Source organism: Actinomadura fulvescens (assembly GCF_039533225.1).
Lineage (GTDB): Bacteria > Actinomycetota > Actinomycetes > Streptosporangiales > Streptosporangiaceae > Spirillospora > Spirillospora fulvescens.
Genome location: NZ_BAAATD010000022.1, coordinates 1 through 25,549, shown reverse-complemented (window position 1 = coordinate 25,549; position 25,549 = coordinate 1). Strand labels below are relative to the sequence as shown.

Here is a 25,549-nt window from a genome sequence, read left to right as displayed (position 1 = left end):
AGGACATGCCGACCAGGCTTCCCGGCTCACCTGCCCATGACCATAACGGGATTGTCGCGCCGTTTCCACGCCGCCCATCCGCCGACCCGCCAAAGATCACCGGTCTGGGCTAACGTCGATGACGTGCGCGCACACCAACTGGCCGTCGACTACCCGACCGTGACCCTGGACAGCAGTGCGCTGGTGGCCGCCCGCCTGCTGGCCGAGCACCGGCTCCCGGGACTGATCGTCGTCGATGACGACCGCCGCCCGGTGGCCATCCTGCCCGGCTCCCAGCTGCTGCGGTTCATGATCCCGCGCTACGTGCAGGACGACCCCGCCCTCGCCCGCGTTTACGACGAAGCCCACGCCGACAAGCTGTGCGGCAAACTCGCCGACAAGACGGTCGCCGACCTGCTGCCGACCGAAACCAAGGCACCGCCGATCGTCGACAACCACGCCACCGCCATCGAGATCGCCACCCTGATGGCCAACACCCGAAGCCCCGTCGTCGCCGTCTCCGGCCACCCCCAGCGAACCGACGCCCCCATGATCGGAGTCGTCACCGTGGCGCAACTCCTCACCCGCCTGCTCCCCCCGCCCTGACCACCACCCAGCACATCGCGGTCACCCGCGCCCCTCAGCCGATGACGCCTCTGACCCGCCTACAACCTTTCGTGAATGTGCCGGGCGCCCCGCTCGAACCCGGCCTGTTCGCAATCAGCTCATGAGCGTCAGTCCGATGACGGAGGTCGCGCAGGCAGGAGGCGACGTAGCCGCCGTGCCATGCCGAAGATCCAGGCGGCGAGCGCGACCACCGAGAGCACCAAGAAGAACACCAGGAGGAACGCGGTGCCGACGTACCGGTCGGCATAGACCTCGCGTCGGGCACCGGTGTCCCACGCGCGGACGCGATCACCGACATGCTCCACTCGGACCGTATCTCCGGTCAGGCGCACGTTGTCTCGTCGCTGACGGCCGTCCTCAGAAACGTAGTCTCCGTCCCAGTGGCAGCCCCGGCCGCAGGTCTTGGCGGTGGCGGTGAACGTGCCCGGCGTCCCGGATCCGGTCACCGCTGCGACAACGGCGGGTCCCTGTAGTACTCGGAAAACAACGGGCGGATATAGAAGCTGTCTGAGAATGATGATCTTGCTTTGCGTGACTGAACGGGTTGGCTCCGCGGCCACAGTGGCCAGGCCAGCGCGCTGGGTGCGCCGATGAGCAGCGCGGAGGGGCCGGAGCAAGCGGCGATCTCCAGCCCGGGGAAGAGCTGCGGACTGGAGATCATCGCGCGTGAGGCCGAGCTCCAGGCTCAGGCCCTTGAGCAGCAACCGATCGGTGAACGGCGGTTGGCGGGCCGGACCTGGCGGACCCCCCGTTCTGTCGGGCTCGGCGGGGCCGCTCGTACGGGTTGATCCCACCCCCAATGGGCAGACTGTAACCAACTGTATGCAAACCGTGATCGGAGCTGCTGCTCATGCGCACCCCCCGCCCGCTCATCCGCACCGCTACCGCCACGGCCGCCGCCGCGCTGGCGCTGGCCGCCCTGGCCGGCCCGGCCCATGCCGCACCCACCGCCGCGGCAGCGCCCGCAGACTTCGACTTGTGCAAGACCGTCGAGGACGTCCCCGTGGTCGGGAACGCACTCTGCAGTCTGGTGCCTTCGCAGGCCTCCGCGGGTGCCCCCTCGCCCGAAGACGGCTAGATCGCGGGCAGCGGCGGGGGGCGCCCTCCAGACGGCCCGAGTAGCCGGGCCGTCCGGCCAGTGACCGCAGCACACCGCGGAAGAACGCCGACTCTGTCCGGCCCTTGGAACCACACCGCCGCAGGTCACCGGACCGGCAGCAGTCCCCGGGCGAATTCGGCCCCGTGCGCCGCACCGCGCCCTCCGCCGAAACCGGGACTCACGGACGGGCTGCATCGAACCGCACCGCCGTCCCCACGACGACCCGCACCGGACCGGTGAAACGGCCTGGCCCGACCGGCAAGCGCCGCTCACCGGCCGGTTGCAGGTCACGCCCGCTCAGCGCAGCGCGTTCGGCCACGACGCCGCCGGATTCCCCAGGAGCAACAACGCCCCCACCTGGCTCGCCCGTGCCGCGGGCTCTGCCGATTGGGCGGGGCGCGGTGTCCTATCCGGTCAGCACTTGGTGTTGTGGTGTTCTCTCTCCGGTCAGGTCACGGTGATGGTGACGCGGGTGCGGGGGATGTCGTAGATCTCGGTGCGCCAGCGGACGCCGTTTTTGGCCCAGTAGCCGCCTTTCTTTTTTCCTTTGCTGCCGACGAAGCGGTAGGTCTGGCCGGGCTTGACGTCGTGGATGGCGAGCTTGCCGTAGATCTTGCCCCAGTCGTCGATGACTCGCTCGGAGAATTCGGTGGCGGCGACGTAGGTGTCGCCGCGGTAGGCGGTGATCCGGCCCTCGAACTGGGCTTCCCACTTGGCCTGTTCGTGGTACCAGGCGGCGCCCCAGTAGTACTGGAACTTGCCGCCGTAGAGGGCCTCGATGTAGCGGTTTCCGTTGTCGTCGCGTTTGACCTGGGCGCAGACCTCAGTGCGGGCCCAGGCCCAGCGGTCTTTGCCGTAGGAGTCGTCGCTGCTGCCGCAGGTCTCGCCGCGTTCGCCGGCGGTGGCGGCGCTGGCCTGTGCGGCGGTCAGGGGGTCGGCGGAGGCGGCCGGAGTCGGGGCCAGGCCGGCCGCGATCGTCGCGAACACCGCAGCGCAGACGGTCGGCCACAGCTGGGGGCGTGTCATGGGGACCTCCCGGGGGTCGAATCGAAGTCCCAGGGATTATCTCCCTCTGTGTGCGAGTAATTACGGAGCGAAGTTAGATTGTTGGAGATCCGCCGCACATCACCAGCCCCTCAGCGCCCTCCTGATATGGCCTGTCGTTAAGAAGGTGCCTGAGAAGGATGATCTTGGTTCTGAGGGCTGGTGACCTGCCTGGTGTTGGGCGCAAGCTGGGTATGGCCGTGAGCGGGACGGCCAGGAGGGACGATGCGGTGGTCGGGGCCGGGTTCGCCGGGTGCTGGTGAGTGTCTGCGGCGGGTCTGTCCGGGGTGCGGGGATGTGTTGTTGCCGGGCACACGGCGGGACGCGGTGTTTTGCTCGGACGCGTGCCGGGCGCGGCATTGGCGGTGGAAGCAGAGGATTGCGGGGAACGGGGCTCCGGGCCTCTACTGACGGGTAGCTACGCTAAGCACTGGGCCGAGTCTGTTCGTGCGGTCCGCGCTGTCGTTCGCCCGGCCAGGGCGTGCGAACGGGGGGACAATGGGGTCATGCCCTTGTCCCCGGCGTCCCGGCCCGACTACCCACGGTGAGCAGATCTTCCTGGCGGTCTGCCGCGACACCACGCCGGCCGGTGAGCCGGGCGTCGATGAGCCGGGCCGGCACCGTCCGCACACGCTCGGCCCGCCGTTTCGCAATCAGGCGATCGCGCGGCTGTGGCTTTCCAACTATCTGGCGGCCTCGGCCGACAGCCTGGAGCTGGACGGCGACCACGACGGCACGGCCGCCGCTTACCGCGAAGCCGTTCCCCAGATGCGCAAGCACGGGCACGCCACCATCGGCACCGTCTGCTACGAGGTCATTGCCAAGGACTGAGGTGGGGGCATGTCCGCGGCCGTGCAGGCTCGGCCGCCCCGCGGGTGGGCGGTTCAGCAGGGTGGTTCGGGCAGGTGGGTGGCGATGGGCAGGTGCTGGTCCAGTGCGGTGCGGCACAGCACGGCGGCGACCCGGGGATGGGGCCGCAGCAGGAGGAGCTGGCCGCCGGCGCGGGTGGTGCGTTGCCAGGCGCGTACCAGGGCGTTGACTCCGGTGGAGTCGCACAAGCTCACCGCGGTCAGATCCAGCGCCACCCAGGGCGCGGCCGTCTCGGCCCAGACGTCGTACAGGTCGGCCTGAAGCGCTGGGACGCTGGCCAGGTCCAGCTCACCGGTCACTGTCAGCACGTGCCAGCCGCCCTGGCGCGCGACGGTGACGATCAGCGGGTCGGGCCGGGGGGACCATCCCCACGGTGAGATCGGCGGGCGCGGTGGGCGGGGTGGGGTGCCGGCGGGCGGCGGGTTCAGGGGCGCCGCGCCGGAAGGTGGTGTCATAAGGCGCCTTGTCTGCTTCTGGCTACTGGGCGGATCGGAACCATTACGGCGTGCGAGGCGAAGGTCTCACGGGCCCACGGCGTGCCGCAGTAAACACCCGATTTACTGCGGCAGCGGCCCGCGCCCTGCCATCCTGACCTGGACCCCACGCGGGCGCGAGCAGGGCCCAGGTGTACGCGTTTACTGCGACAGATCCGAGGGCGAGATGACCACCGAGCCGATCACTCCTCCGGTCACCGGCTCCGGCCCCGGCGCGACGGTGCTGCCGCTGGCCGGCGACCGGCCCGCCCGCTACACCGACGCCGTGCAGGCCTACCTGACCGCGGCCGGGATCAGCACCGCCTCCCGCCGCGTCTACCGCGTCTCCCTCACTACCTGGGCGTGGCTGATCGCAGGCGACCAGCCGCCGGCCGGCCGAGCCCGGCGCGGTGCCGTCGCGCCCGCCGTCGCGCTCGCCGACCTGGACGCGCCCGGCATCGCCGCGGTGCTGGCCACCTCGTTCGCCGTCCGCGCGCAGCTGGCCGACGCCGACACCGTCAACCGCGAGCTGTCGGTGCTGCGCGCCGCGACCGCCTGGTGGCGCGCCCGCGGCTGGCTCACCACAGATCCCGTCGCCGGGCTGGCGCGGCGGCCCGCGCCGCCCGACCTGACCCGCGCCCTGTCGCGCGACCAGGTCACCGCCCTGCTGGAGGCCAAGGCGCCGTTGCGGGAGAAGACCTTCTACCGGCTGCTGTATGAGTCGTGCGCGCGGGCCGAAGAGATCCTCACCCTCGACATCGCCGACCTGGTCCTGCCCGACAAACGCGCCCGCGTCATCTCCAAAGGCGGCGCCACCGAATGGGGGGTCTTCTCCCGAACGTGTCCCCAGGGCCAAAGTAGCTCTCGCGGAGGTCTCCCGCTGGGCCCCGCCCTGGAGCGGGGGCCAGGGCGGGTCGGGCGGGTGGTCAGCGGGGGCGGTGGCCGTCCAGGAACGCGCGGACTCCGGCGGTTACCAGAGCGGTGGTCTGCTGGCCGGTGAGCGGGATCGCGCCGTGGTAGGTGCGGGTGGCAACGGCGGCGACGGTCAGCAGCAGCAGGTGTTGGGTGGCTTGCGCGGCGCCGTCGTCAGGCTCGCCGCGGCCGGCGCGGCTGGCCGACGCGGGGGGCTGGTGCAGGTGCAGCAGGCCGGTGCCGGCCAGCCGCCGCAGGTGGTGGGCCAGGTGCTGTTCGGCGCGCTGGGGTCCGGCGGTGCTCCATGCCTGCAGCAGGTCGGGGGGCAGGTGGGCGGCTTCGGCGTACAGGTGGCCGACGATGGCGAAGTGGTCGGTGAACTCGGCCTGGGGGCCGGCCCATTGGCAGCCGAGGGCGACCAGGGCCGGTTGCAGGGCGCCGGGGGTGGTGACGCCGGTGAGGTGATGGTCGATCAATCGGATCAGCGCGTCGGCGACCTGGGTGGAGCTTTCGATGATCACCGCCGTGAACAGCTGCTGCTTGCTCTGGAAGTGGTTGTAGATGGTGCGGCTGGACACCCCGGCCGCCGCGGCGATCGCCTCGATCCCGGCATGGGTGTAGCCCTCGCGGCCGAACACCGTCTGGGCGGCCTGCATGATGGCCTGCCGCTTGGCCACCCGGCCCCGCCCGGTGCCCGTCTGCACGCCCGCCCCGGCTCCCGGCGCCGGCCGGGCTGCAGGCCTGCGGCCTGCCTGGACCTGGTTGTCGACCAATGCCGCCACCCTCAATCTGCCATTACCTTACTTTTCTGCTATCGCCATTGTACTTTGCTGGGATGGGGATGAGCCAGCCAGAACATGCCGGTTCGCCTGCCCGCGCCGCTGCAGGCGACCAGTCCGGACCTGGGGCCGGTAGCGAGACCGCTGCCGGGGTGCGGGGGCGGACGCGGTGGGCGACGGTGGTGACCTCGGCGCTGGCGACGCTGGTGGTGGCCAGCGAGCTCAGCATGGCGGCGCTGGCGCTGCCGCTGATCGCCGATCGGTTCGGGGTGGACGGCGGCGCGGCGGCGTGGGTGCTGCTGGCCTACCAGTTGCCGCTGGCCGCGCTGGCGCTGCCGGCGGGCCGGTGGGTGGACCGCGCCGACGTGCGGGTGGTGTTCACGGTGTCGCTGGCGGGGATCGCCGCGGCCAGCGTGCTGGCCGCGGCCGCCCCGGTGTTCGCGGTGCTGCTGGTGGCGCGGGTGCTGCAGGGGGCGGCGTCGGCGCTGTATCTGGGGGTGTATCTGCCGGTGGTGACGGCCGCGGTGCGGCCCGATCAGCGGGGCCGGGCGATGAGCTACCACGCCACGATCATGATGGTCGGCAGCGTCGCGGTGGCGCCGCTGGGCGGCTGGCTGGCCGAGGCGCTGGGATGGCGGGCGGTGTTCGCGGTCAAGGTGCCGCTGCTGGTGCTGGTCATCGCGCTGGGGATGGCGACGGTGCCGGCGCCTGCGCGGCCGGCGGGGCGGGCGCTGCCGTGGCCGGGCCGGGCGCTGCTGGCCGAGGTGGCGCTGGTGGGCACGGCGGTCACCGCCGCGCTGCTGGCCGTCGAGCAGTACCCGCGCCGCTGGAGCATCGCCGTCGCGCTGACGCTGGCCGCGGTGGTGCTGGCGGCCTGGTGGACGCGGCGGCCCGCGACGGCGCCGGTGCTGGCGCTGGCCCGGCGCCGCCCGTTCGGGCTGCCGGTGCTGGCGCTGCTGCTGAGCGCTCAGATCATCGGGTTGATCACCTTCACCCTGCCGTTCTTCATCAGCCAGGTCCTGCACCGCGGCCCGGCACTGCTGGGCACCGCGATGGTGTTCTTCGTGGCCACCGGAGCGGTGGTCACCCCGCTGGCCGGGCTGCTGGCCGACCGGTACGGGCCGGTCCCCATCGCCGCGACCGGCGCCGCGCTGACGACCGCGGCGATGGCGACCATGCTCACCCTGGACGCCGGCACCGGCGCGGCCGACCTGGCCTGGCGGATGGGGGTGCTGGGCGCGGCGATGTCGCTGCTGAACTCACCGATCATGACCGCGATCCTGGCCGCCACCCCCGCCGGCCGGGAAGGCACCGCCGGCGGCGTCACCAACCTGGCCCGCACCCTGGGCACCACCCTGGGCCCCGCCGTCGCGGCCCTCGCCTGGACCACCGCCGGCGGCGGCACCGCCGGACTGCGCGCCGGGGTCGTGGCCATGGCCGCCCTGGCCGCCACCGGCTTGGCCGCCCTGCTGGCCACTCCCCGCCATCGCACCGGCCACCGCACCGGCCACCGGACGGGCACCGGTGTTCACTGACCGGCCCCGCCTCGACGATCAGGAGGTCGACCGTCGTGACCACTCCCGACCAGCCCGCGCCCGAGCCGCAGGCCGCGGGGTTCGAGGTGTTCGGCACCTGGCGGGTCCCCGCCCCCGGCCACCGCCAGGCGGCGGACGTCATCGCCGCGGCCTGGCGGACCCGGCCCTGGCCCGCACCACACCTGCTGTCCCTCCAAGTACTGACCAGCGCCGACGCCGACGCCGACTCCGGCGGCGGGTCCGGCGGCGGGTCCGGCGGGCGGGTGCTGGTGCTGCACTCACGCTGGACCAGCGAAAACGCCTGCCGTTCCACCTCCCTGGACCAGGACTGGAAACGGCAGGTCGATGCCCAGGTCCCTGGTATCCAGCGGACCGGGGTCATCGGCGCCGCCCCCTACCGCAGCGCCCGGCACGCTGCCGCCGAGCCCGGCTGCGTGGTCCTGGTGACCCGCCGCCTCTGCGGCCCCGATCCGGCGCGGGCCCGCCGCCTGGTGGACGCGCTGTTCACCGGCGCCGCTTGCACGCCCCCGGCACCGGGCCTGCTGCAGGCCCGCTTCCTGATCAGCCCGGACGGCGCCTGCGTACTCAACCACGCGCACTGGACCAGCGCCGCCGCCCACCACGCCGCGATCACCGACGTCCCGCCCGGCCTGACCGGGGACCCCCACTGGCGACAAGCCCACACCTGGCCCGGCCTGGCCAGCACCACCTTCCAACGCCTGGATCCGGCCCTGGTCCTGCACAACCCGCACCCACCGACACCCACATGACCCACACCGGACCCGGCGTTGCCCCGGTGTGACGGGAGTCTCTCCCACCACCGGCAACTCTCCCCTAACGTGAGAGTAGAGTTTTGCTCGTCGCGGTCACCGGCCTCCTGCGCCACCGGCCAGACCCGCCGCCGGCCGGACCGCCACCAGCGGTGACCCGCCCCACCTCGTACCCGACCCGGGAAGACCTGTGCCTTCTGCCCCCGTGCCCGCCGTCCGCCCTGCCCGCTTCGCCGGGTACCGCGCGCCGCTGCCCGGGCAGCCCCGGCCCCTCCGGTCCGCCGAGGCCGAGCCGATGTGATCCTTCCCGGGCCGGCCGCCGCGCGGCCGCCCGCCCCACCGGCCCGTACCGCCCCGCGCACGCCCGCTGATACCGGGCCGCAGGCCTGAGGAACGCCGGTGACCTCGATCTTCGCCTGCCCGGCGGCGTTGCCGGGCCACACCGAGTTTCGGCGCACCCCCTGGTGCGCACACCCGCGACCTGATGTCTGGACGTGCTTTGCCTGTTCTCACACCGCTGACCGCTCCGCTGGCACGCCTGACCGGCGGAGCACCGATCACCCCCAAGTTGCTGCGCACCGAGGTGCTGGCCGGCCTGGTCGTCGCCCTGGCACTGATCCCCGAGGCCATCTCGTTCTCGATCATCGCCGGGGTCGACCCCAGCGTCGGGCTTTTCGCCTCGTTCACGATGGCCGTCACCATCGCGATCGTCGGCGGACGGCCCGCGATGATCTCCGCCGCGACCGGCGCCATCGCGCTGGTCGTCGCGCCGCTGGCCCGCGAGCACGGCCTGGGCTATCTGGTGGCCGCCGTCATCCTGGGCGGCGTCTTCCAGGTCGCGCTGGGCGCGCTGGGGGTGGCCAGGCTGATGCGGTTTGTGCCGCGCAGCGTGATGGTCGGGTTCGTCAACGCGCTGGCCATCCTGATCTTCATGGCCCAGGTCCCCGAACTCATCGACGTGCCCTGGCCCGTCTACCCCCTGGTCGGCGGCGCACTGACGCTGATGGTGTTCTTCCCGCGCCTGACCAAAGCCGTCCCCGCGCCACTGGTGTCGATCGTCATCCTCACCGCCCTGACCATCGGCGCCGGCATCGCGGTGCCCACCGTCGGCGACAAGGGCGCGCTGCCCTCCTCGCTGCCGGCACCCGGCCTGCCCGACGTGCCCTTCACGCTCGACACCCTGAAGCTGATCGCGCCCTATGCCCTGGCACTGGCGCTGGTCGGGCTGATGGAGTCGCTGATGACCGCCAAGCTCGTCGACGACATCACCGACACCCACTCGGGCAAGACCCGCGAGTCGATCGGGCAGGGCATCGCCAACATCGTCACTGGGTTCTTCGGCGGCATGGGCGGCTGCGCAATGATCGGCCAGACGATGATCAACGTCAAGAACGGCGCCCGCACCCGGATCTCCACCTTCCTGGCCGGCGCCTTCCTGATGATCCTGTGCATCGTGTTCGGGCCGATCGTTTCCGACATCCCGATGGCCGCCCTGGTCGCCGTCATGGTCCTGGTCGCCTTCGGCACCTTCGACTGGCACTCGGTCGCCCCCGCCACCCTCAAGCGCATGCCGATCGGCGAGACCACCGTCATGGTCGTCACCGTCGCGGTCGTGGTCGCCACCGACAACCTGGCCATCGGGGTGGTCGTCGGCTCCATCACCGCCATGGTCATCTTCGCCCGCCGGGTCGCACACCTGGTCAACGTCTCCGCCGTCCACGACCCCGACGGCACCCAGGCCGTCTATTGCGTCACCGGCGAGCTGTTCTTCGCCTCCAGCAACGACCTGGTCTCCCAGTTCGACTACCCAGGCGACCCCGACCACATCGTCATCGACCTCACCGCCGCCCACATCTGGGACGCCTCCTCCGTCGCCGCCCTCGACGCCATCACCACCAAATACGCCGCCCGCGGCAAGACCGTGCAGATCATCGGACTCAACGAACCCAGCGCCAGAATGCACGACACCCTGTCCGGCGAACTCACCAGCGGCCACTGACCCGCGCGACCCGGCGACCGGTTCTGCACCTGCGCGCGCGATGCACGCTTGATCGACCGGCACCGCCCCACTCGACCCGGCCCGCCGCTCACCCGGCGGGCCGGCCCACCCCGGGAAGGAACCTGTGATGGCGCGCCAGCACATGCAGATCGGCCAGGTCGCCGAACAGACCGGCCTCAGCCTGCGCACCATCCGCCACTACGAAGAGGTCGGCCTCGCCCCGCCCACCGCCCGCTCGACCGGCGGGTTCCGCCTCTACACCGACACCGACATCGCCCGCCTGCGCGTCATCATGCGGATGAAGCCCCTGGACTTCACCCTGGACCAGATGCGCGACCTGCTCACCATCCTCGACCATCTCGCCGACCCCGACACCGGCGACACCGACCGCACCGAACTGACCGGCCGACTGGCCACCTACCGCGACCAGGTCCAGGCCCGCTGCGCCAAACTGCGCGACCGCCTCGCCGCCGCCGAGAACTTCGCCGCCGAACTCGGCGACCAGGTCCACGCCCACCAGCCACCCGCTACCTGACCCCCGGCTGCACAACACGGCAGAGCTCGATGTGACACAGAATCTGCGGTCCTACGCCGGGAGGTGGCCGTCTGCTGTTCGGCCAGGCCGAGGTCGAGGTGCCTGTTCATGTCCAGTTCCAGGCGTCCGTACAGGTTGAGGTGGGTCCAGAACAAGGCCGACAAGCCTCGGAGGTCTTCGTTACGCAGCCCCGGCCGGCGTGTCCGGCCGGGGCTTCTTGGGCTGGCGGGGAACCGTTTCGGTGGTCAGGTGCCCGTACACCGTCGAGCGCGGCACCCCGAACAAGTCGGCGATCTGCTGCACGGTCTTGTCCCGCTCGTCGTACAACTGCTGCGCGAGCGCGGCCTGATCCGCGGTGAGCCTGGGACGGCGGCCGCCGACCCGGCCACGGGCGCGCGCGGCGGCCAAGCCGTCGTTGGTGTTGGCCACGATCAGCTCGCGCTGCAGCTCGGCCAGCACCGACAACATGCCGAACATCGCGCGGCCCTCCATCGTGGCGGTGTCGATGCCCTGCTCGATCACGTGCAGGCCGACGCCGCGCTCGCGCAACTCGGCGCCGAGCGTCACCAGATGCAGCACCGACCGCGACAACCGGTCCAGCCGGGTGACCTTCAACGTGTCGCCCTCACGCAGCAGCCGCAGGACCAGATCGAGGTTGGGCCGGGACGCCTTCGCACCACTGGCGGCGTCCAGATGGATGTTGTCGCGCTCGACGCCGGCCCGCAGCAGCGCGTCGATCTGGTGGTCGGGGTTCTGGTCGGCGGTGGAGACCCGCGCGTAGCCGATGAGCATGTGTCGGAATCTATCGGCCGGACTGTTCACCGACGTTGATTATCGACACGAGTTCCCGACACATCTCACCTGCGCGTTCGCGATCGGCCCGTCAAGTGTCGGCAGACGCTCGTTTGTCGACACTGGGATTGACCGTCGACGGCGTAGCCGACAAGCTCTACGACCCGGAAGCGCACTGCGGTGATCATCTTGCTGCATGAGCCATGAGGGGGACGACGTCGTTGACGGACGCTCAGGTGCGAGCACAGGAGGCGGCCGACCGCCTCGTGGAATCCGGCCAGGAAACGGGTCTGCAGGTCGCGGCCTATCTTCGTGGCGAGTTGGTGGTGGACGTCTGCGCCGGGTTGGCCGATGCCGCCAGTGGCCGGCCGGTGGATGGTCAGACGCTGTTTCACAGCTTTTCGGCCGGCAAGGGGGCGGCCTCGACCGTGGTGCATGTGCTGGCCGAGCGCGGCCTGGTCGACTACGGCGCACCGGTCGCTGAGTACTGGCCGGAGTTCGGCGGCCGCGGCAAGCACAAGGTCACGGTGGCACAGGTGCTCACCCACTCGGCTGGTGTGCCGCAGACGCCGGTCGGTACGACGGCTGCGGGCTTGGCCGACTGGGAGCTGATGTGCGAACGGATTGCCATGTTGGATCCGCTGTGGGAACCGGGGACCGCCAGCGAGTACCACGCAGTGACCTTCGGCTACATCCTCGGCGAAGTTGTCCGGCGCGTCACCAGACGTCCGATGTCCCAGGTACTCGCCGAGCAGGTCACCGCCCCGCTGGGCATTGCCGACAGCCTGTTTTTCGCCGTTCCCGATGAGGCGTTCCCCAGACTGGCTCGGCTGGAGGACAGCGACTGGACACGCATGCTGGCGGCACAGCCCGACAGCTCGACGTTCTTCCGCACCCTCCCGCGCTCGCTGCTGCCCAGCGCCGGCCTGGGCAACCGGCCCGGCCACCTGACCGCCGACAATCCCAGCGCCGGCACGATGACCGCCCAAGCCTTCGCCCGCATGTACGCCGCCCTCATCGGTGAGGTCGACGGTGTTCGGCTGATCTCCCCTGAACGCACCACCAAGATCACAGCTGTGGCCGCGGAGGGCTTCGACCACACCCTCGGCCGACCCATGTCCAAAGGACTGGGCTACTTCCTGGGCATGCCCGAGATGGGACACCGCCGCGAGGCGTTCGGCGTCAAGGGCAGCGGCGGCAGTATCGCCTTCGCCGACCCCGCGCACGGCTTCGCCTTCGCCCTCACCAAGAACCGGTTGACCGGGCAAACACCCGACATCGCCGACCAGATCCGAAAGTCCCTCGACATCAGCGTGTAGGGGTCCTGGCCTGACCGTCGATGTTCGGGCCTCGCCGCGGGTCAGGCGACTCCAGGCCTGGCTCAGCAGCTACCCGGCGCGCGACCCACCCCGCTCGCCCGCGCCGATACCCGCCCCCCTCACACTCAGCAACGACGACTACCCCCAGCTACCTTTCGGGTGGTGACGCGGACCCGAGTGGAGGGCCTTCAAGAAAGCCTCAACCGCACTCGGTCCACACCGGGACGGTTGGGCCCTGCACCAACTCCGCCACTCAGCGCTCACCCACCTGGCCGCCGACCGGCGCACCGCCGCCGAACTCCAGGCCAAGAGCCGCCACCCGCACCTGGGCAGCCTCGGCTTCTACATCAAGCTCGGCGAACAGACCTCCGCCCGCGTCACCACCGAAACCGACCCCGCCGCCCGCCGCCGCACCCACTGAACAAACCGCAGCCACAAACCCTTCTACTTTGGCCCTGGGGACACGTTCGGGAGAAGACCCCCGAATGGATCCACTGGCAGTCGGGCACCGCCCAGCTGCTGCCCCGGCTGCTGAGCGGCCGCACCCGCGGACCGGTGTTCCTCACCGACCGCCGCGCCCCCGCCCGCACCCCCGCCTGCGACGTCTGCCCGGTCACCGGCCGCGCCCGGCTGTCCTACCGGCGCGCCGCCGAACTGTTCGACACCCTCACCCGGCCGCTGGCCCACCCCGACGTCCCCGCCGAACACCTGCAAGCCCACCCCGAGCGGTACGCGGCGTGGACGCCGTCGCCCACCACGTAGCCCACCGCGACCCCGCCGCACGCCGCAACCACTGACGCACCCCCACCAGCCCAGTTTTGAAAACCAACCTCGGTGGATCCACAGCTGTTGCTCAGTAGAGCCCAAGAAGTCAACGCGGCGTGAGGTCGAACGGAATCCGCCGTTAAGCCACCTCGGCGGGTCCCGCCGAACCCTTGCCTTCGATCTGCGGGAACCCCGCTAACGCCGATCTCGTTCCGATTCACCCTGAACCCGGACAACGATACATTTCCGGATAGCGACAGCTTGACGTGGTCGCTAGCACAGCGTTCGGTGCTCACCGCTAGCTTGATGGCTGCTTGGACGCCTTAGCCCGGCGGGGCTGGCGTGCACATCACCACTGACGGCAAGTCGATGTGTTCCTGGAGCATTAATGTCCTAGCTGTAAGTGGTGATTTTGACTCACGGCGCATATCCGCTGGCTTCTTCGGGAACCTTTCCCTCGGTCTCAGCATGCAGACGCGACCGGATGGAGTTTCGCCATGCGGCGACTTGTAACGATTGCCGTCTGTGCGGCGCTGTCGCTGACGTTGGCTTCGTGTCCGAGTCGGGCACAGACCTCGTCGACGCGGCTGTTGCCTGGACGGGTCTGCCTGATGTATGCGCCGGTCCCCGTGATCGGCCATGTCGGATGGGCGGTGCGTGCCGAAAACGGGCTGTGGTACGGCGGCGGTACAGATCCGTCGAACCGCTGGTTCCAGCCGATGAGAAACTGGATCGCGGGCCCTTACAGTTTCCGCCGTCTGCTCGCAACTTTCCACGGGCAGAATCCCATCTCTGCTTATCGGTCTTTTCGGTGTCGCAGCGTCCGGAGTCGAGGGTCGCTGGCCGCTCTGGCCGAGTTCCGGTCAGTGGCCCGCTGGCCGTATGACGTGGTGAGCAGTAATTGCTTGACCAGGTCCATCCGAACGCTGAAGGCCTACTCCGGTGATCTCAGTGAAATGCCTTCCGGCATCGCCCAAAGACCGTCGGATTACTATCACAGAACCTTGACCGTGATCGGCTGGGAGAACTCCCGCAACTGGTGACGATGAAGTGCTTCCAAGGGGCTCTGAGGTGAAGGGATCGGGGCTCGTTGTTTGAGGTGCAGCCGCTGCCCCGGCTGGAGCGACGGTGGACGGACGCAGGAGGCTGATGAGGCAGTGGGACCCATGCGCGCAAGGAATGGATGGACGGCATCGACCTCAGCGACGTGCGGTTTGCGCAGCGTACGCCGGAGGAACGGGCGGCCGCTGTTCTCCCCGATCCGACGGTTGCTTTCGCCAGGCGACTATTCGCGTAGGGGTGTTTCTGTTGGTGTGGTCGTGACTGGTTGGTCGGCGAGGGGCAGGTGAGCGATGGGTGAGGTGCTCGACGTCGCCGGCAAGGTGACACAGACGATGGCGCGGTTGCGTTCGGGATCGGGACGGCAGGACCCGTATCCGGGGTATGAGCTGTTGCGGGCTCAGGGGCCGCTGCTGCCGACGTTGTGGGGTGGGCTGCTGGCCACTGACCATGCGACTTGTGGTCGGGTGCTGCGTTCGCCGCAGTGGGGTGAGCCGGATCCGGTGTGGAAGGACCGATGGATACCCGGGTGGCGTGAGCATCTTTCGTTGACCTACGCTGCCCAGACGGTGATGCAGCTCAATCCGCCCGAGCATGCCGATCAGCGGGCGAGGGCCGCTGCGTGCCTATCGGCCGGGCGCCTGGCCGGGCTGGAGCCGGTCATCGAGCGGATGGTGCAGGAACGGCTGCAAGCTTTGGTCGCCGAACTGGCCGAGCGGGGTCGGGCGGACTTTGCGCGGCTGGTTGCTGATCCTTTGCCGATGATGGTGATATGCGCGCTGGTCGGGCTACCCGAAGACGACGCCTGGTGGTTGGTCGGGGTGGTCCGGAAGTTCACTTGCGTCATGGAACTGTCGCCGAGCCGCCACGAGTTGGAGGCTGCCGATGACGCGGTCGCGGTTCTGCAGGAGTACGGGCTGAAGGCGCTGGAGCGGCAGCGGCAGGCCCGCGCACAAGGGCGGCCAGGCGCGGGCCTGCTCGGTGACCTGGCGGCGCAGCCACTGAACGAACACGACGTTCAGCGGACCGGGCTGCTGATCATCACGTTGCTCATCACCGGATGGCAGACCACTGCGTCGCTGCTGGGCAGCATCGTCTTGGCGCTGGACCGGTTCCCCGACCAGGCCGCGTGGCTACGACGCCACCCCGGTCAGATCGGGCAGGCCGTGGACGAGGTGCTGCGCTGGGATCCGCCCATCCAGGTGGTGAGCCGGGTCGCGCTGTGCGACACCGAGCTGGCCGGGACACCGGTGCCGGCCGGGCAGCTGGTGCACGCGCTCGTCGGATCGGCTCACTATGACCCGCTGGTGGTGACCAACCCTCAGCGGTTGGACTTTTCCCGGGCCCAGCGGGGGTTGCTGGCCTTCGGCCGAGGGCCGCACTACTGCCTGGGCGCCCAGCTGACTCGCTGTGAAGGTGCGCTGGTGCTGTCGCAGCTGCTGGAGCGCTTTGATCGGTTGCGGGTGGCGCAGATCCCCGGACGCCCTTGCGGGATCGCCTTTCGCGGCATCACCAGCCTGGTGGTCGAGGCGGGCTGACCTGTCACCCATCGCCTGGTTGAACTGCGGTGGCCGCGGTGGAGGTGTCGTATCGACTGGGATCGTTTCTGCGGCATCGGGAGGAGATCACTCGCGTCATGAGTTGAGCGGGCGTCGGCATGGCGGCGCTGGACGCCCTTGCCGTGCGATGACCGTCACTCTGCCTGGTCGTGTCGCCGGTGATGGTGCAGCGGCCGGTGGGGAAGGGAAGTCGGGCTTGGCCGCCTGATGTCGGGCCGGTACCGAGTGATCACGGGCCTGTGGTGGCACATCGACTACCGAGAGTGACCTGTCGGGCGCCATGTGGAAGCGGGGACCATGAGTTCGAGCGGGTTGGGGGATAGGGCGGTCGCGATCGTCGGGGTGGGGTGCCGTCTGCCGGGGGGCATCACGGGGCTGGAGGGCCTGTGGGCCGCGCTGGAGCGAGGCGAGGACCTGGTGGGGCAGGTGCCGCCGGACCGGTTCGACGTCGACCTGCACGTCGACGAGCGTGGACCTCGGCTGGGCAGGAGTTACACCGGTGCGGGCGGTTTTTTGGACCTGGACGTGGGTGCCTTCGACGCGGCCTTCTTCGGGATCTCGCCGAAAGAGGCCGCGGCGATGGACCCGCAGCAGCGGCTGTTGCTGGAGATGGCGATCGAGGCGCTGGAGGACGCCGGCATCGATCCGGAGGCGTTGGCCGGCTCGGACACCGGGGTGTTCGTCGGCATCTCCGATACCTCCTACGGCACGCTGCAGATGCTGGAGCCAGGTGGGACCAATCCCTACACGATGTCGGGCGTGACGCTGTCGATCGCCTCCAACCGGCTGTCGCAGGTGCTGGATCTGCGCGGTCCGAGCATGAGTGTCGACACCGCCTGCTCCTCGTCGCTGCTGGCGGTGGAGCGCGGCTGGCGGACGCTGGTGGAGGGCGGCAGCAGGGTGGTCTTGGCCGGAGGCGTGAACGTGCTGCTCAGCCCTGGCCCGTATGTAGGTTTCAGTCAGGCGTCGATGTTGTCGCCGACCGGCCGGTGCCGGGCGTTCTCGGCCGAGGCCGACGGTTTCGTGCGGGCCGAGGGCGGCGGCGTGGTGGTGCTCAAGCGGCTCGCCGACGCGGTCGCCGACGGCGATCGGATCCATGGGGTCGTCGTGGGGGCCGGCACCAACAACGACGGCCGCACGATCGGCCTGTCGATGCCCAATCCCGATGCCCAGGAGGATCTGCTGCGGCGGGTCTACGCCGAGGCCGGGGTGGCGCCCGACGACGTGGTGTATGTGGAGGCGCACGGGACCGGGACGCTGGTGGGCGACCCGGCCGAATGCCAGTCGCTGGGACGGGCCCTGGGGCAGAGGCGTTCGTGCGGGCCGCTGCCGATCGGGTCGGTGAAGACCAACATGGGGCACCTGGAGCCGGCATCGGGCATGCCGGGCCTGTTCAAAGCCCTGCTGGTGCTCAAGCACCGCGTGGTCCCGGCGTCGTTGCATGCCGACACCCTCAATCCCGGCATCGATTTCGAGGGGCTGGGCCTGCGTGTGGCCTCGCGAACGCTGCCGCTGCCGGCATCGGAGGGGCGGGCGGTGGTCGGCGTCAACTCGTTCGGGTTCGGCGGCGCCAACGTGCACGTCGCTGTTACCGCTCCTCCTGCTCCTGCGCAGGCGGGCGAGGCGCCGACGCCGGCGGCGGGCCTACCGGTGGTGGTGACGGCCCGTACCCGTCCCGCCCTGGAGCAGGCCGTCGCGTCGGCCGCGGCGGCCCTGGCGGCGACCGACGAACGGGACTTCTATGACCTCGCCTACACCGCCTCGCGGCGGCGCGGCAAGTATGCCCACCGTGCCGCGGTCGTGGCCGACTCGGCCGCCGCGGCGGCCCGGGCTCTGGCAGGACCGGTGAGCCAGGAGCCCGGTGAGCGAGCATCGGGGCAGCCCGACCAAGCCGGCGCGGTGGCGGCCGCCGGTGCGCTGGCCGGCGCGGTGGCGGTGGAGGAGGCGACCGAGCATGGCCGGGTCGCGCTGGTGTTCTCTGGCAACGGCGCGCAATGGGCGGGGATGGGTGGCGACCTGCTGGCCGATGAGGTGTTCGGTGCGGCGGTGACGGCGGTGGACGCCGAGCTGGCCGCGCTGCTGGGCTGGTCGGTGCGCGAACGCCTGGCGTTGCCCGCCGAGCGGTGGCGGCTGTCGGCGACTGAGGTCGCCCAGCCGCTGTTGTTCACCGTGCAGGTCGGCGTGGTGGAGATGCTCCGGGCGGCCGGCGTGCGCCCCTGCGCGGTCCTGGGGCACAGCGTGGGGGAGGTCGCCGCCGCTTACGCAGCCGGGGCGCTGTCGCTGCCACAGGCGGCCACAGTGATCGCCGAACGCGCGAAGGCGCAGGCGCTGACACAGGGTCTGGGGAGGATGGCCGCGGTCGGGCTGCCCGAGGCCGAGGCCCGGCGGCTGCAGCCCGCCTACCCGGGAGTGGAGATCTCCGCGGTCAACACCGACCGCGACGTCACCGTGGCCGGTCCCGCGCAGTCGGTGCGGCGGCTCGGCGAGGACCTTGTCGCCCAGGGCGTCTTCTTCCGAGAGCTGGATCTGGACTACCCCTTCCACAGCGCGGCCATGGACCCGATCCGCACAGGACTGGAAACCGGGCTGCAGGGCCTTCAACCAGGACCTGCCCGCGTTGGGTTGGTGTCGACGGTGACCGGTGCCCCGGTGCAGGGACCGCACCTGGACGCGGCGTACTGGTGGCAGAACGTCCGCCGACCGGTAGCGTTCGCGGCCGCCGTCAAGCACGTCATCGACCAGGGCTGCGATGTGCTGGTCGAGGTAGGCCCGCACCCGGTCCTGCGTTCCTACCTGACCCGCATCGCCAGCACCGCCCAGGCGCGGGTGGTCGTCGGAGCCACGCTGCGACGCGGCGAGCCCGGGCCCGCGCGGATGCGCACCGCGATAGCGCACATGATCGCGGCGGGCGCGCAGCTCGATTGGGACGGCTACTTCCCCCGGCCGGGGGTCGTGCGGCCGCTGCCGGCCTATCCCTGGCAGCGGGAGCGGCACTGGATCGGGCGTCCCGCCGCCTGGTCGGCCCAGGCCGCAGCCGCGGCCGCGGAGCATCCGATGCTGGGCCAACGGCTGATGTCACCCAAACCGGAGTGGGGCGGCGAACTTGATCCGGGCCGGTTGCCCTGGTTGCACGACCACCGCGTCGGTGGTGTCCAGGTCCTGCCCGGCACCGGCTATCTGGAGATGATGATCGCGGCCGGTCGGCTGGCACTGCCCGAGGCCGCCGAGGCGATCGAGGTCGACCGGGTCGACATATCCCGGGCCATGGTGCTGCCGTCGGCGACCGACACCCTGCCGTCGTGCGTGGCCGTTGCGCTGGATCCCCAGACCGGCGTGGTCACCGTGGCGAGCGCCGAGGACAAGAGCAAGCATCCTCGCGAGAACAGCCGTGGGCGGGTGCGGCCGCTGCTGCGTTCAGCTCCGCCGCAACTGGACGTGGACGCGCTGCGCGCCCGTATCACCACCCCCATCGACGTGGCCGACTTCTACGCCCGGACCGCCGAGGCGCACATGGCGTGGGGGCCGCACTTCCAGGCCCTCACCGGCCTGTGGCACAGCGGCCCACAACCTCATGCAGACAGCGGGGGCAAGGAGGTGCTGGGTTCCTACTCTTGCCCGGCGCAAGAGGATGACCGCTATCACGCCCATCCCGTCGTGCTGGACGTCGCTTTGCAGGCCGGGGTGTCATGGCTGGTGGAGGAACTGGCGTCGGGCACCGCGTACATGCCCGCGGCCATCGGTGCGGTGCGGGTGTGGGGACGCCCTGCGGCCCAGGGCCTGGTACATGTGCGCGAACGTTCACGCACGCAGGAGGAGTTCTGCTGGGACATCACCCAGACCGACCTGCAGGGTCGCGTGACCGTGGAGATCCGCCAATGCCGGCTGCGCCGCGTCCGCGGCTGGCTCAACGCGCCGCTGGCCCGTTACCAGATGGTGCTGCGCGCCGCGCCGCGTAAGGCAGACCGGCCGCCGGCGGCCGCCGGCTCGGCCGCCACCCCGGCCGAGGTCTTGGCCGCAGCCAGTGCATCCATCGATCGGGCACGGTCGGCATGGCATGAACTGGAGTACCAGCCCTACGCCGAACACGCCGAAGAAGCCTTCGCCCACGCCCTCGCCCGCGCGCTCACCGATGACCGCGCGCTCGGCGCGGCCGACAACGGCGACCGCACGGCCACGACCTTCACGCCGCAACAGCTCGCGCAGACCTGCCGTGCGCCGCACCACCGCCAGATGGTGCACGCGGCGCTTCCGCTGCTGGAGCGGCACGGGCTGCTCGAACGCGTGAGCGGCACGCACCTGCGCTGGGCGGCGCCGCCGCGCGACATCAACACCCTGCATCAGAGGTTGATCCGGCACGGTGCCGACTTTTGTGCGCACACAGCACTGACGGTACGGATCGGCAGCCGGCTGCCCGAACTGCTGAGCGGGCGGCGGACGGCGGGCGATCTGCTGGCCGGCGGCGGAGGCGCCGACCTGCTGGAGCAGTTCCATGACATCGGGCCCGTGTCATCGTTCGTCAACAAGATCGTGCGGGCTCTGATGGAGGAAGTGGTCTTCCAATGGCCCGCCGACCGTCCGCTACGCGTCCTGGAAGTGGGCGCCGGGAGCGGCGGGACCACCGCCGTGGTGCTGCCGGTCCTGCCCGCCGACCGTACCCGCTACACCGTCACTGACGTCGCCGAGACGGCCCTGACACGGCTGGGGCAACGGTTCCGCGACCACGACTTCGTCGATTGCGGCCGGTTGGACCTGGATCGAGATCCTGGCGGTCAGGGGCTGCCGCTGGGCGCCTTCGACGTGGTGATCGCGGTCGACACCCTGCATCTGACCGAAGATCTCACCGCCTCGCTGGGACGCCTGTCGGCGCTCCTGGCCCCCGGCGGCCGGCTGCTGGCCGCCGAGCCGCATCGGGCCGAGCTGTTGCTGCCGGTGTACGGCCTGCTGGCCGACTTCTGGCGCCTGCGCGACCATGACCTGCGCCCGCAGTCGCCACTGCTGTCCCGCGACCAGTGGCCCGCGGTGCTGGCCGAGGCCGGCTTCACCGGCATCGTCCAAACCGGCGACGACCGTGAGCCGGGCCGCAGCGACTTTTCGGTGCTGCTGGCCGCCGCGCCGGCCGCCCCCACCGGTCCGGCCGCTTCGACGGTTGCGCCACAGCCGGTGCCCGCCCAGGCAGCGCCGAACGAGCCGGGACCCAACGGCGCCGACGTGTGGATCATCGCCGCCGACGACGACGCCGCTCTGGCCACCGAACTGGAATCGGTGCTGGCCAAACGCGGCGGGCACATCGGCCGCTCGGTACTCAGCAACGACCCCGACCACTGGGTTTGTCAAGTGCCGTCGCACGCCCGCACCGCCACGTTCACTCTCCTGCTGGGCGACCCACCACCCACCGAGCCAGGGACCGGTGAGGGCACCGACTCCCAACCGGCCCTCGACCAGATCACCCGGCGTATCGCGGCGCTGCGCGCCATCGCGCTGGCGTGCGAGCAACTGCCCCGCGACATGCCGGTCTCGCTGTGGCTGGTGGCCCGTCCCTGCGGCGCCCTGCCCGAACCCGACCTGCCCAGCGTGCAGACCTACCCGCAGGACGCCGCCGTCTGGGGCGCCGCGCGAACGCTCGGCAACGAACACCCGCAGCTGGCGGTACGTTGCCTGTGCCTGCACTCCACGGGCCACACCGCCCAGGACGCCGCTCGTCTGGGAGCCGAGTTGCTCGCCCCCGGTGAGGAACACGAAATCCTCCTCACCCGCCAGGGCCGCTTCGTCCCCCGCTTGCAGCAGGCGCCGGCCGCGACCATCGCCGCCTCGGGCGCCGTAGCGCCCGATATGGGTTTCCGGCTGGCGGTGCATGATCCCGGCCTGTCCTACCAACTGGCCTGGCACCAAGCCCGCAGGGCGGCACCGGCACCTGGCCAGGTGGCCATCGACGTGCGCGCCGTCGGCCTCAACTACCGCGATGTGATGCGCGCGGTGAACCTGCTGCCGACCGAGGCGATCGAGTCGGTCTTTGGATGGCACGAGTTCGGCCTGGAATGCGCCGGCATCGTCAACGCGGTCGGCCCCGGCGTCAGCCACCTCAAACCGGGCGACCGCGTCGCCGCGACCGGCCCGGTCGGCATCGGTGACCACGCCGTTCTTCCAGCCTGGGCCGCCGGTCCCATCCCCGATACCGAAACCTTCACCCGAGCCGCCGCCAAGCCGCTGGGACTGGCCACCGCCTATCACGCACTCGTCCGCTGCGCCCGTCTCAAAGCCGGGGAGACCGTCCTGATGCACGGCGGCGCCGGCAGCGTCGGATTGGCCGCCTTGCACATCGCCCGCATCATCGGCGCCCCCGTGATCGCCACAGCCGGCACGCCCGCCAAGCGCGACCTGCTGCGCGCCCTGGGCGCCGCCCATGTGCTCGACTCGCGAAGCCTGCACTTCGCCGAGCAGGTGCGGGACCTGACCGCGGGCCAGGGCGTGGACGTCGTGGTCAATTCACTGGCCGGGGAGGCCCTCGCCCGGGGCGTGGAGGCTCTGCGGCACGGCGGCCGGTTCGTCGAGCTGGGCAAGCGCGACTTCTATCAGAACCACCCGCTGCTGCTACGCCCCTTCGCCGACAACCTCTCCTTCTACGGCGTGGACATCGGCACCCTGATGTGGAAGGACCCCGACGCGATGGCCACGGAGATGGCGGAAATCGCCGCCTTCTTCCTGTCCTTGGGCACCGGTGCGCAGACACCGGGCATCCACGACAAGCAGGACACCGCAGACGCCGCCCTAGAGGAAACCAATGCCGCCGACTTCTACCGCTGCGCCACCACCGGACCGCTGCCGCTGACGGTCTTCCCGGCCTCACGCGTGAACGAGGCGTTCGCGCTGACGCGCCACTCGCGGCACATCGGCAAGATCGTCATCTCCTTCGACCCGCACGACGAACCGGTCCCCGTCCAGCCCGAACGCACCGCCCCACGCTTTGATCCCGATGGCACCTACCTGGTCACCGGAGGGCTGAGCGGCTTCGGCGCGGCGACGGCCCGCTGGCTGGCCGCCCATGGCGCCCGCCGCCTGGCCCTGGTGAGCCGCCGCGGACCCCACACCCCCGAGGCCTCCGGCCTACTGGAGGATCTGCGCGGCGTGGGAGTCACCGTCCGCGCCCACGCCGCCGACGCCGCCGACGCCACCGCCATGCGCCAGATCCTGGACGACCTCGACAGCGAAGGCCACCCGGTACGCGGCGTCGTCCACGCAGCGATGCAGCTGGACGACGCACCACTGACCGATCTGTCCGACGAGCGCATCCGAGCCGTCCTGCACCCCAAGATCGCCGGAGCGATGGTGCTGGACAAGCTCACCCACGACCGGCCGCTGGACATGTTCGTGATGTACTCCTCGGTCGCCGGCCTGGGCAACATCGGCCAGGCGCCGTACGCCGCCGCCAATCTCTACCTGGAGGCGCTGGCCCGCCACCGGCGCCGCCACGGCCGGCCGGCACTCACCATCGCCCTGGGTCCCTTGGCCGAGGCAGGTGTGCTAGCAGACGGTACCCGCCCCCAGGTGCTGGCGCGGTTCGGCGGCCACACGATACGTCCCGTGCAGGCCTTCGCCGCCATCGCCGACATGCTGGCCGAGCAAGCCGAGGTGGCCATGGTCGGCTGCCTGGACTGGGGCCGCCTCAGCCAGAACCTGCCTGGTCTGCGGCGGCCGATGACGGCGGCGCTCCTGCCCAGCGGCCTGGACGAGGAGGCCGGACAGCCGCAACCACTGGAGATCCTCAGCCGACTGGACAGCGACCAGGCACAGGCCTTCCTCGTCGAACAACTCACCCACACTCTCTCGGAGGTCATGCTCATCCCCGCCGACCAGATCGACGACGCCCAACGACTCAACGAGTACGGGATGGACTCGCTCATGGGCGCCCAACTCTTGGCCTCGGTACGAGCGCGCTACGGTGTCGACATCCCGCCCATGGAACTGCTGCGCAGCGGCGGAACCGTCACCGAGATCGCCCAAGTCCTCATGCTGCACCTAGGCCTCACCACCAGCGACACACCCGTGCCACAACAACCCGCAGCAGCCGCACCAGCGCCATAACGCCACCACATCGCCCAAGCACCCGCAACCATCGGTCATCCCAGCGGCGCGGAATCTTCCCCCAAGGCGACCCGCGAGCCAACGTAGCGGTGCGCAGCCCGCCTCCCACACGCCGGCGAGCAGTACTTCCGACACGACGACGACTCCAACGGCAGCCGCGTCCCGCACACCACACACTTCCGGGCCCGCCCACACCAGCACTTATCCCGGTCAGACCGCTGCGGCCCAACCGGGTGAGACAACACCGCGCGCTGCTGGTGACTCCGCCAATCGCGCACGGATCCTCACCAGCCGCTCAGCGGCCTCGGCAGCACGTTCCAGCGTCTCTTGCGCCCGCCCCAGCTGCCGCTCCTCCGCAGGGTCAAGTTCCACAGCAACAGCATCCACCGCAGCACCATCGCGACCACTGCACGGAACGACCGAATGCCACTTCTCCGGACCGCTGGCCTGGCCTGCGGCGATTGTCGGCAGCGAACGAGACAGAGCTCCATACCGTCCGGGCTTTGGCCTGCTTCCCAACCGCCGATAGTTATCGAAAGTAATCCGATGGTGACAGAGGGGCTGATGCGACTGGTAAAGACCAGATCACCAATCAGGGAGAACCATCATGCTCAGTGCCCAGCTCGGCGGCGTGGTTGGCGCCGCCATCGATGCAGTGACCAGCAACATCAACCTCACAGCACTGAGTGCTCTCCTGGGCTGAGCTTGCCGTACCCCCGGGCGGCTACCCAGCGCAACACCCCGAGCGCGGCCTCCCGAACCGACGCCGGCCCGGGCGCAGGCTGACCTGCTGCAGCGGCGCGCCGAGTTCCTCACTCGGATTCCGTACATTCGGCCCGCCGAGCACCACCTGCACCTGCCCACCACATAGCGCGCCGTGAGCACTGACCGAACTGTCGATCACCACGGCTCGATCACCATGGCGGTCCGCGGGTCAGCGCGGGGCGTCGCGCAGGGTCCATCCGTGCTTGGTGGCGAGCGTGGCCAGTGCGGCGCGTAGTTGGTCGATGCGGTGCTGGGCGTCCGGGCCGGCGATGCCGATCGTGATCGCGGTGTCGGTGGCGTGGTAAGTGGTGTGGCGCTGTTCGGCGGCGGTGCGGGCGGCGGCGTGGATGCGGCCGCGTAGCCGGGTTGCCTTGGCCGGGTCGCTGTGGTGGTCGAGGCCGTCGATGGTCAGATGGCACAGGAACCGGCCCGGCGCGTCCGCCGCGTCAGGGGGCTCGGCCTCTAGGGCGTGTTTCGAAGTGCGTGTAGCCATTCGTTGATGGCGGCGACGTGGAGTGTTGCCTGGTAGCGGACGGCGAGCTTTTCGTATCGGGTGGCCATGGCGCGGTGGCGTTTGAGCCGGTTGATG

At 70.5% G+C, this 25,549-nt stretch carries 21 protein-coding genes; 14 read left to right on the top strand and 7 right to left on the bottom strand.

Annotation, left to right across the window (positions count from 1 at the left end; translation table 11 throughout):
- Positions 1–123 precede the first annotated feature (123 nt).
- Positions 124–585, top strand: a complete 462-nt coding sequence (locus ABD333_RS44675) for a CBS domain-containing protein (protein WP_344548994.1) — start codon at positions 124–126, stop codon at positions 583–585.
- 128 nt (positions 586–713) lie between these two features.
- Here the strand turns inward: ABD333_RS44675 and ABD333_RS44670 are convergent, their stop codons facing one another.
- Positions 714–1,052 (bottom strand): hypothetical protein, encoded by a 339-nt coding sequence (locus ABD333_RS44670; RefSeq protein ID WP_344548993.1) that lies wholly within the window; start codon positions 1,050–1,052, stop codon positions 714–716.
- Between the two features lie 144 nt (positions 1,053–1,196).
- Here ABD333_RS44670 and ABD333_RS44665 point away from each other — a divergent pair, with 144 nt between their 5' ends.
- Positions 1,197–1,394 carry a hypothetical protein gene (locus tag ABD333_RS44665; protein WP_344548992.1) on the top strand — a complete coding sequence of 66 codons (198 nt, stop codon included), beginning with the start codon at positions 1,197–1,199 and terminating at the stop codon, positions 1,392–1,394.
- A 62-nt stretch (positions 1,395–1,456) separates the two neighbouring features.
- A complete protein-coding gene (locus tag ABD333_RS44660) occupies positions 1,457–1,684 on the top strand; it encodes a hypothetical protein (protein WP_344548991.1) in 228 nt (75 codons plus the stop codon).
- A gap of 468 nt (positions 1,685–2,152) precedes the next feature.
- Here the strand turns inward: ABD333_RS44660 and ABD333_RS44655 are convergent, their stop codons facing one another.
- Positions 2,153–2,731, bottom strand: a complete 579-nt coding sequence (locus tag ABD333_RS44655; protein WP_344548990.1) for a hypothetical protein — start codon at positions 2,729–2,731, stop codon at positions 2,153–2,155.
- Between the two features lie 516 nt (positions 2,732–3,247).
- Between ABD333_RS44655 and ABD333_RS44650 the strand changes: the two genes are divergently transcribed.
- The gene (locus ABD333_RS44650) at positions 3,248–3,580 is read left to right on the top strand and encodes a hypothetical protein (RefSeq protein ID WP_344548989.1); all 333 of its coding nucleotides are present in this window, start codon (positions 3,248–3,250) and stop codon (positions 3,578–3,580) included.
- Between the two features lie 53 nt (positions 3,581–3,633).
- Here ABD333_RS44650 and ABD333_RS44645 read toward each other — a convergent pair whose 3' ends face one another.
- The gene (locus tag ABD333_RS44645; RefSeq protein WP_344548988.1) at positions 3,634–4,074 is read right to left on the bottom strand and encodes an STAS domain-containing protein; all 441 of its coding nucleotides are present in this window, start codon (positions 4,072–4,074) and stop codon (positions 3,634–3,636) included.
- A gap of 205 nt (positions 4,075–4,279) precedes the next feature.
- Here ABD333_RS44645 and ABD333_RS44640 point away from each other — a divergent pair, with 205 nt between their 5' ends.
- On the top strand, positions 4,280–5,092 hold the full coding sequence (locus tag ABD333_RS44640) for a site-specific integrase (RefSeq protein ID WP_344548987.1): 813 nt from the start codon (positions 4,280–4,282) through the stop codon (positions 5,090–5,092).
- Here ABD333_RS44640 and ABD333_RS44635 read toward each other — a convergent pair.
- Entirely contained in the window at positions 5,019–5,777 is a 759-nt protein-coding gene (locus ABD333_RS44635) for a TetR/AcrR family transcriptional regulator (protein WP_344548986.1), read from the bottom strand. The genes ABD333_RS44640 and ABD333_RS44635 overlap by 74 nt on opposite strands.
- A gap of 158 nt (positions 5,778–5,935) precedes the next feature.
- Here ABD333_RS44635 and ABD333_RS44630 point away from each other — a divergent pair, with 158 nt between their 5' ends.
- The 4 genes from ABD333_RS44630 to ABD333_RS44615 all read left to right on the top strand — a co-directional run bounded on the left by ABD333_RS44630 (position 5,936) and on the right by ABD333_RS44615 (position 10,622).
- Positions 5,936–7,318, top strand: a complete 1,383-nt coding sequence (locus ABD333_RS44630) for an MFS transporter (protein WP_344548984.1) — start codon at positions 5,936–5,938, stop codon at positions 7,316–7,318.
- 35 nt (positions 7,319–7,353) lie between these two features.
- Positions 7,354–8,088: a hypothetical protein gene (locus tag ABD333_RS44625; RefSeq protein ID WP_344548983.1), complete on the top strand. Its 735-nt coding sequence runs from the start codon at positions 7,354–7,356 to the stop codon at positions 8,086–8,088.
- A gap of 484 nt (positions 8,089–8,572) precedes the next feature.
- Positions 8,573–10,087, top strand: a complete 1,515-nt coding sequence (locus ABD333_RS44620; RefSeq protein WP_344548982.1) for a SulP family inorganic anion transporter — start codon at positions 8,573–8,575, stop codon at positions 10,085–10,087.
- Positions 10,088–10,214: 127 nt separating this feature from the next.
- Complete coding sequence (locus ABD333_RS44615; protein ID WP_344548981.1) at positions 10,215–10,622, top strand: MerR family transcriptional regulator; 408 nt, start codon at positions 10,215–10,217, stop codon at positions 10,620–10,622.
- Between the two features lie 180 nt (positions 10,623–10,802).
- On the opposite strand, the gene ABD333_RS44610 is transcribed toward ABD333_RS44615, so the two are convergent.
- Positions 10,803–11,414: a recombinase family protein gene (locus ABD333_RS44610; RefSeq protein WP_344548980.1), complete on the bottom strand. Its 612-nt coding sequence runs from the start codon at positions 11,412–11,414 to the stop codon at positions 10,803–10,805.
- Positions 11,415–11,650: 236 nt separating this feature from the next.
- Between ABD333_RS44610 and ABD333_RS44605 the strand changes: the two genes are divergently transcribed.
- Complete coding sequence (locus tag ABD333_RS44605; protein WP_344548979.1) at positions 11,651–12,733, top strand: serine hydrolase domain-containing protein; 1,083 nt, start codon at positions 11,651–11,653, stop codon at positions 12,731–12,733.
- Positions 12,734–12,986: 253 nt separating this feature from the next.
- Here the strand turns inward: ABD333_RS44605 and ABD333_RS44600 are convergent, their stop codons facing one another.
- Positions 12,987–13,151 carry a hypothetical protein gene (locus ABD333_RS44600; protein ID WP_344548978.1) on the bottom strand — a complete coding sequence of 55 codons (165 nt, stop codon included), beginning with the start codon at positions 13,149–13,151 and terminating at the stop codon, positions 12,987–12,989.
- A 137-nt stretch (positions 13,152–13,288) separates the two neighbouring features.
- On the opposite strand from ABD333_RS44600, the gene ABD333_RS44595 reads away from it, so the two are divergent.
- The 4 genes from ABD333_RS44595 (at position 13,289) to ABD333_RS44580 (ending at position 24,195) form a co-directional block, all read left to right on the top strand.
- The gene (locus tag ABD333_RS44595; RefSeq protein WP_344548977.1) at positions 13,289–13,495 is read left to right on the top strand and encodes a hypothetical protein; all 207 of its coding nucleotides are present in this window, start codon (positions 13,289–13,291) and stop codon (positions 13,493–13,495) included.
- Between the two features lie 500 nt (positions 13,496–13,995).
- Positions 13,996–14,541, top strand: coding sequence for a hypothetical protein (locus tag ABD333_RS44590; protein WP_344548976.1), 546 nt, complete (start codon positions 13,996–13,998; stop codon positions 14,539–14,541).
- Between the two features lie 309 nt (positions 14,542–14,850).
- Positions 14,851–16,095, top strand: a complete 1,245-nt coding sequence (locus tag ABD333_RS44585; RefSeq protein WP_344548975.1) for a cytochrome P450 — start codon at positions 14,851–14,853, stop codon at positions 16,093–16,095.
- 318 nt (positions 16,096–16,413) lie between these two features.
- On the top strand, positions 16,414–24,195 hold the full coding sequence (locus ABD333_RS44580; RefSeq protein WP_344548974.1) for an SDR family NAD(P)-dependent oxidoreductase: 7,782 nt from the start codon (positions 16,414–16,416) through the stop codon (positions 24,193–24,195).
- A gap of 934 nt (positions 24,196–25,129) precedes the next feature.
- Here ABD333_RS44580 and ABD333_RS44575 read toward each other — a convergent pair.
- Positions 25,130–25,453 carry a hypothetical protein gene (locus ABD333_RS44575; protein ID WP_344548973.1) on the bottom strand — a complete coding sequence of 108 codons (324 nt, stop codon included), beginning with the start codon at positions 25,451–25,453 and terminating at the stop codon, positions 25,130–25,132.
- Positions 25,454–25,549: the final 96 nt, after the last annotated feature.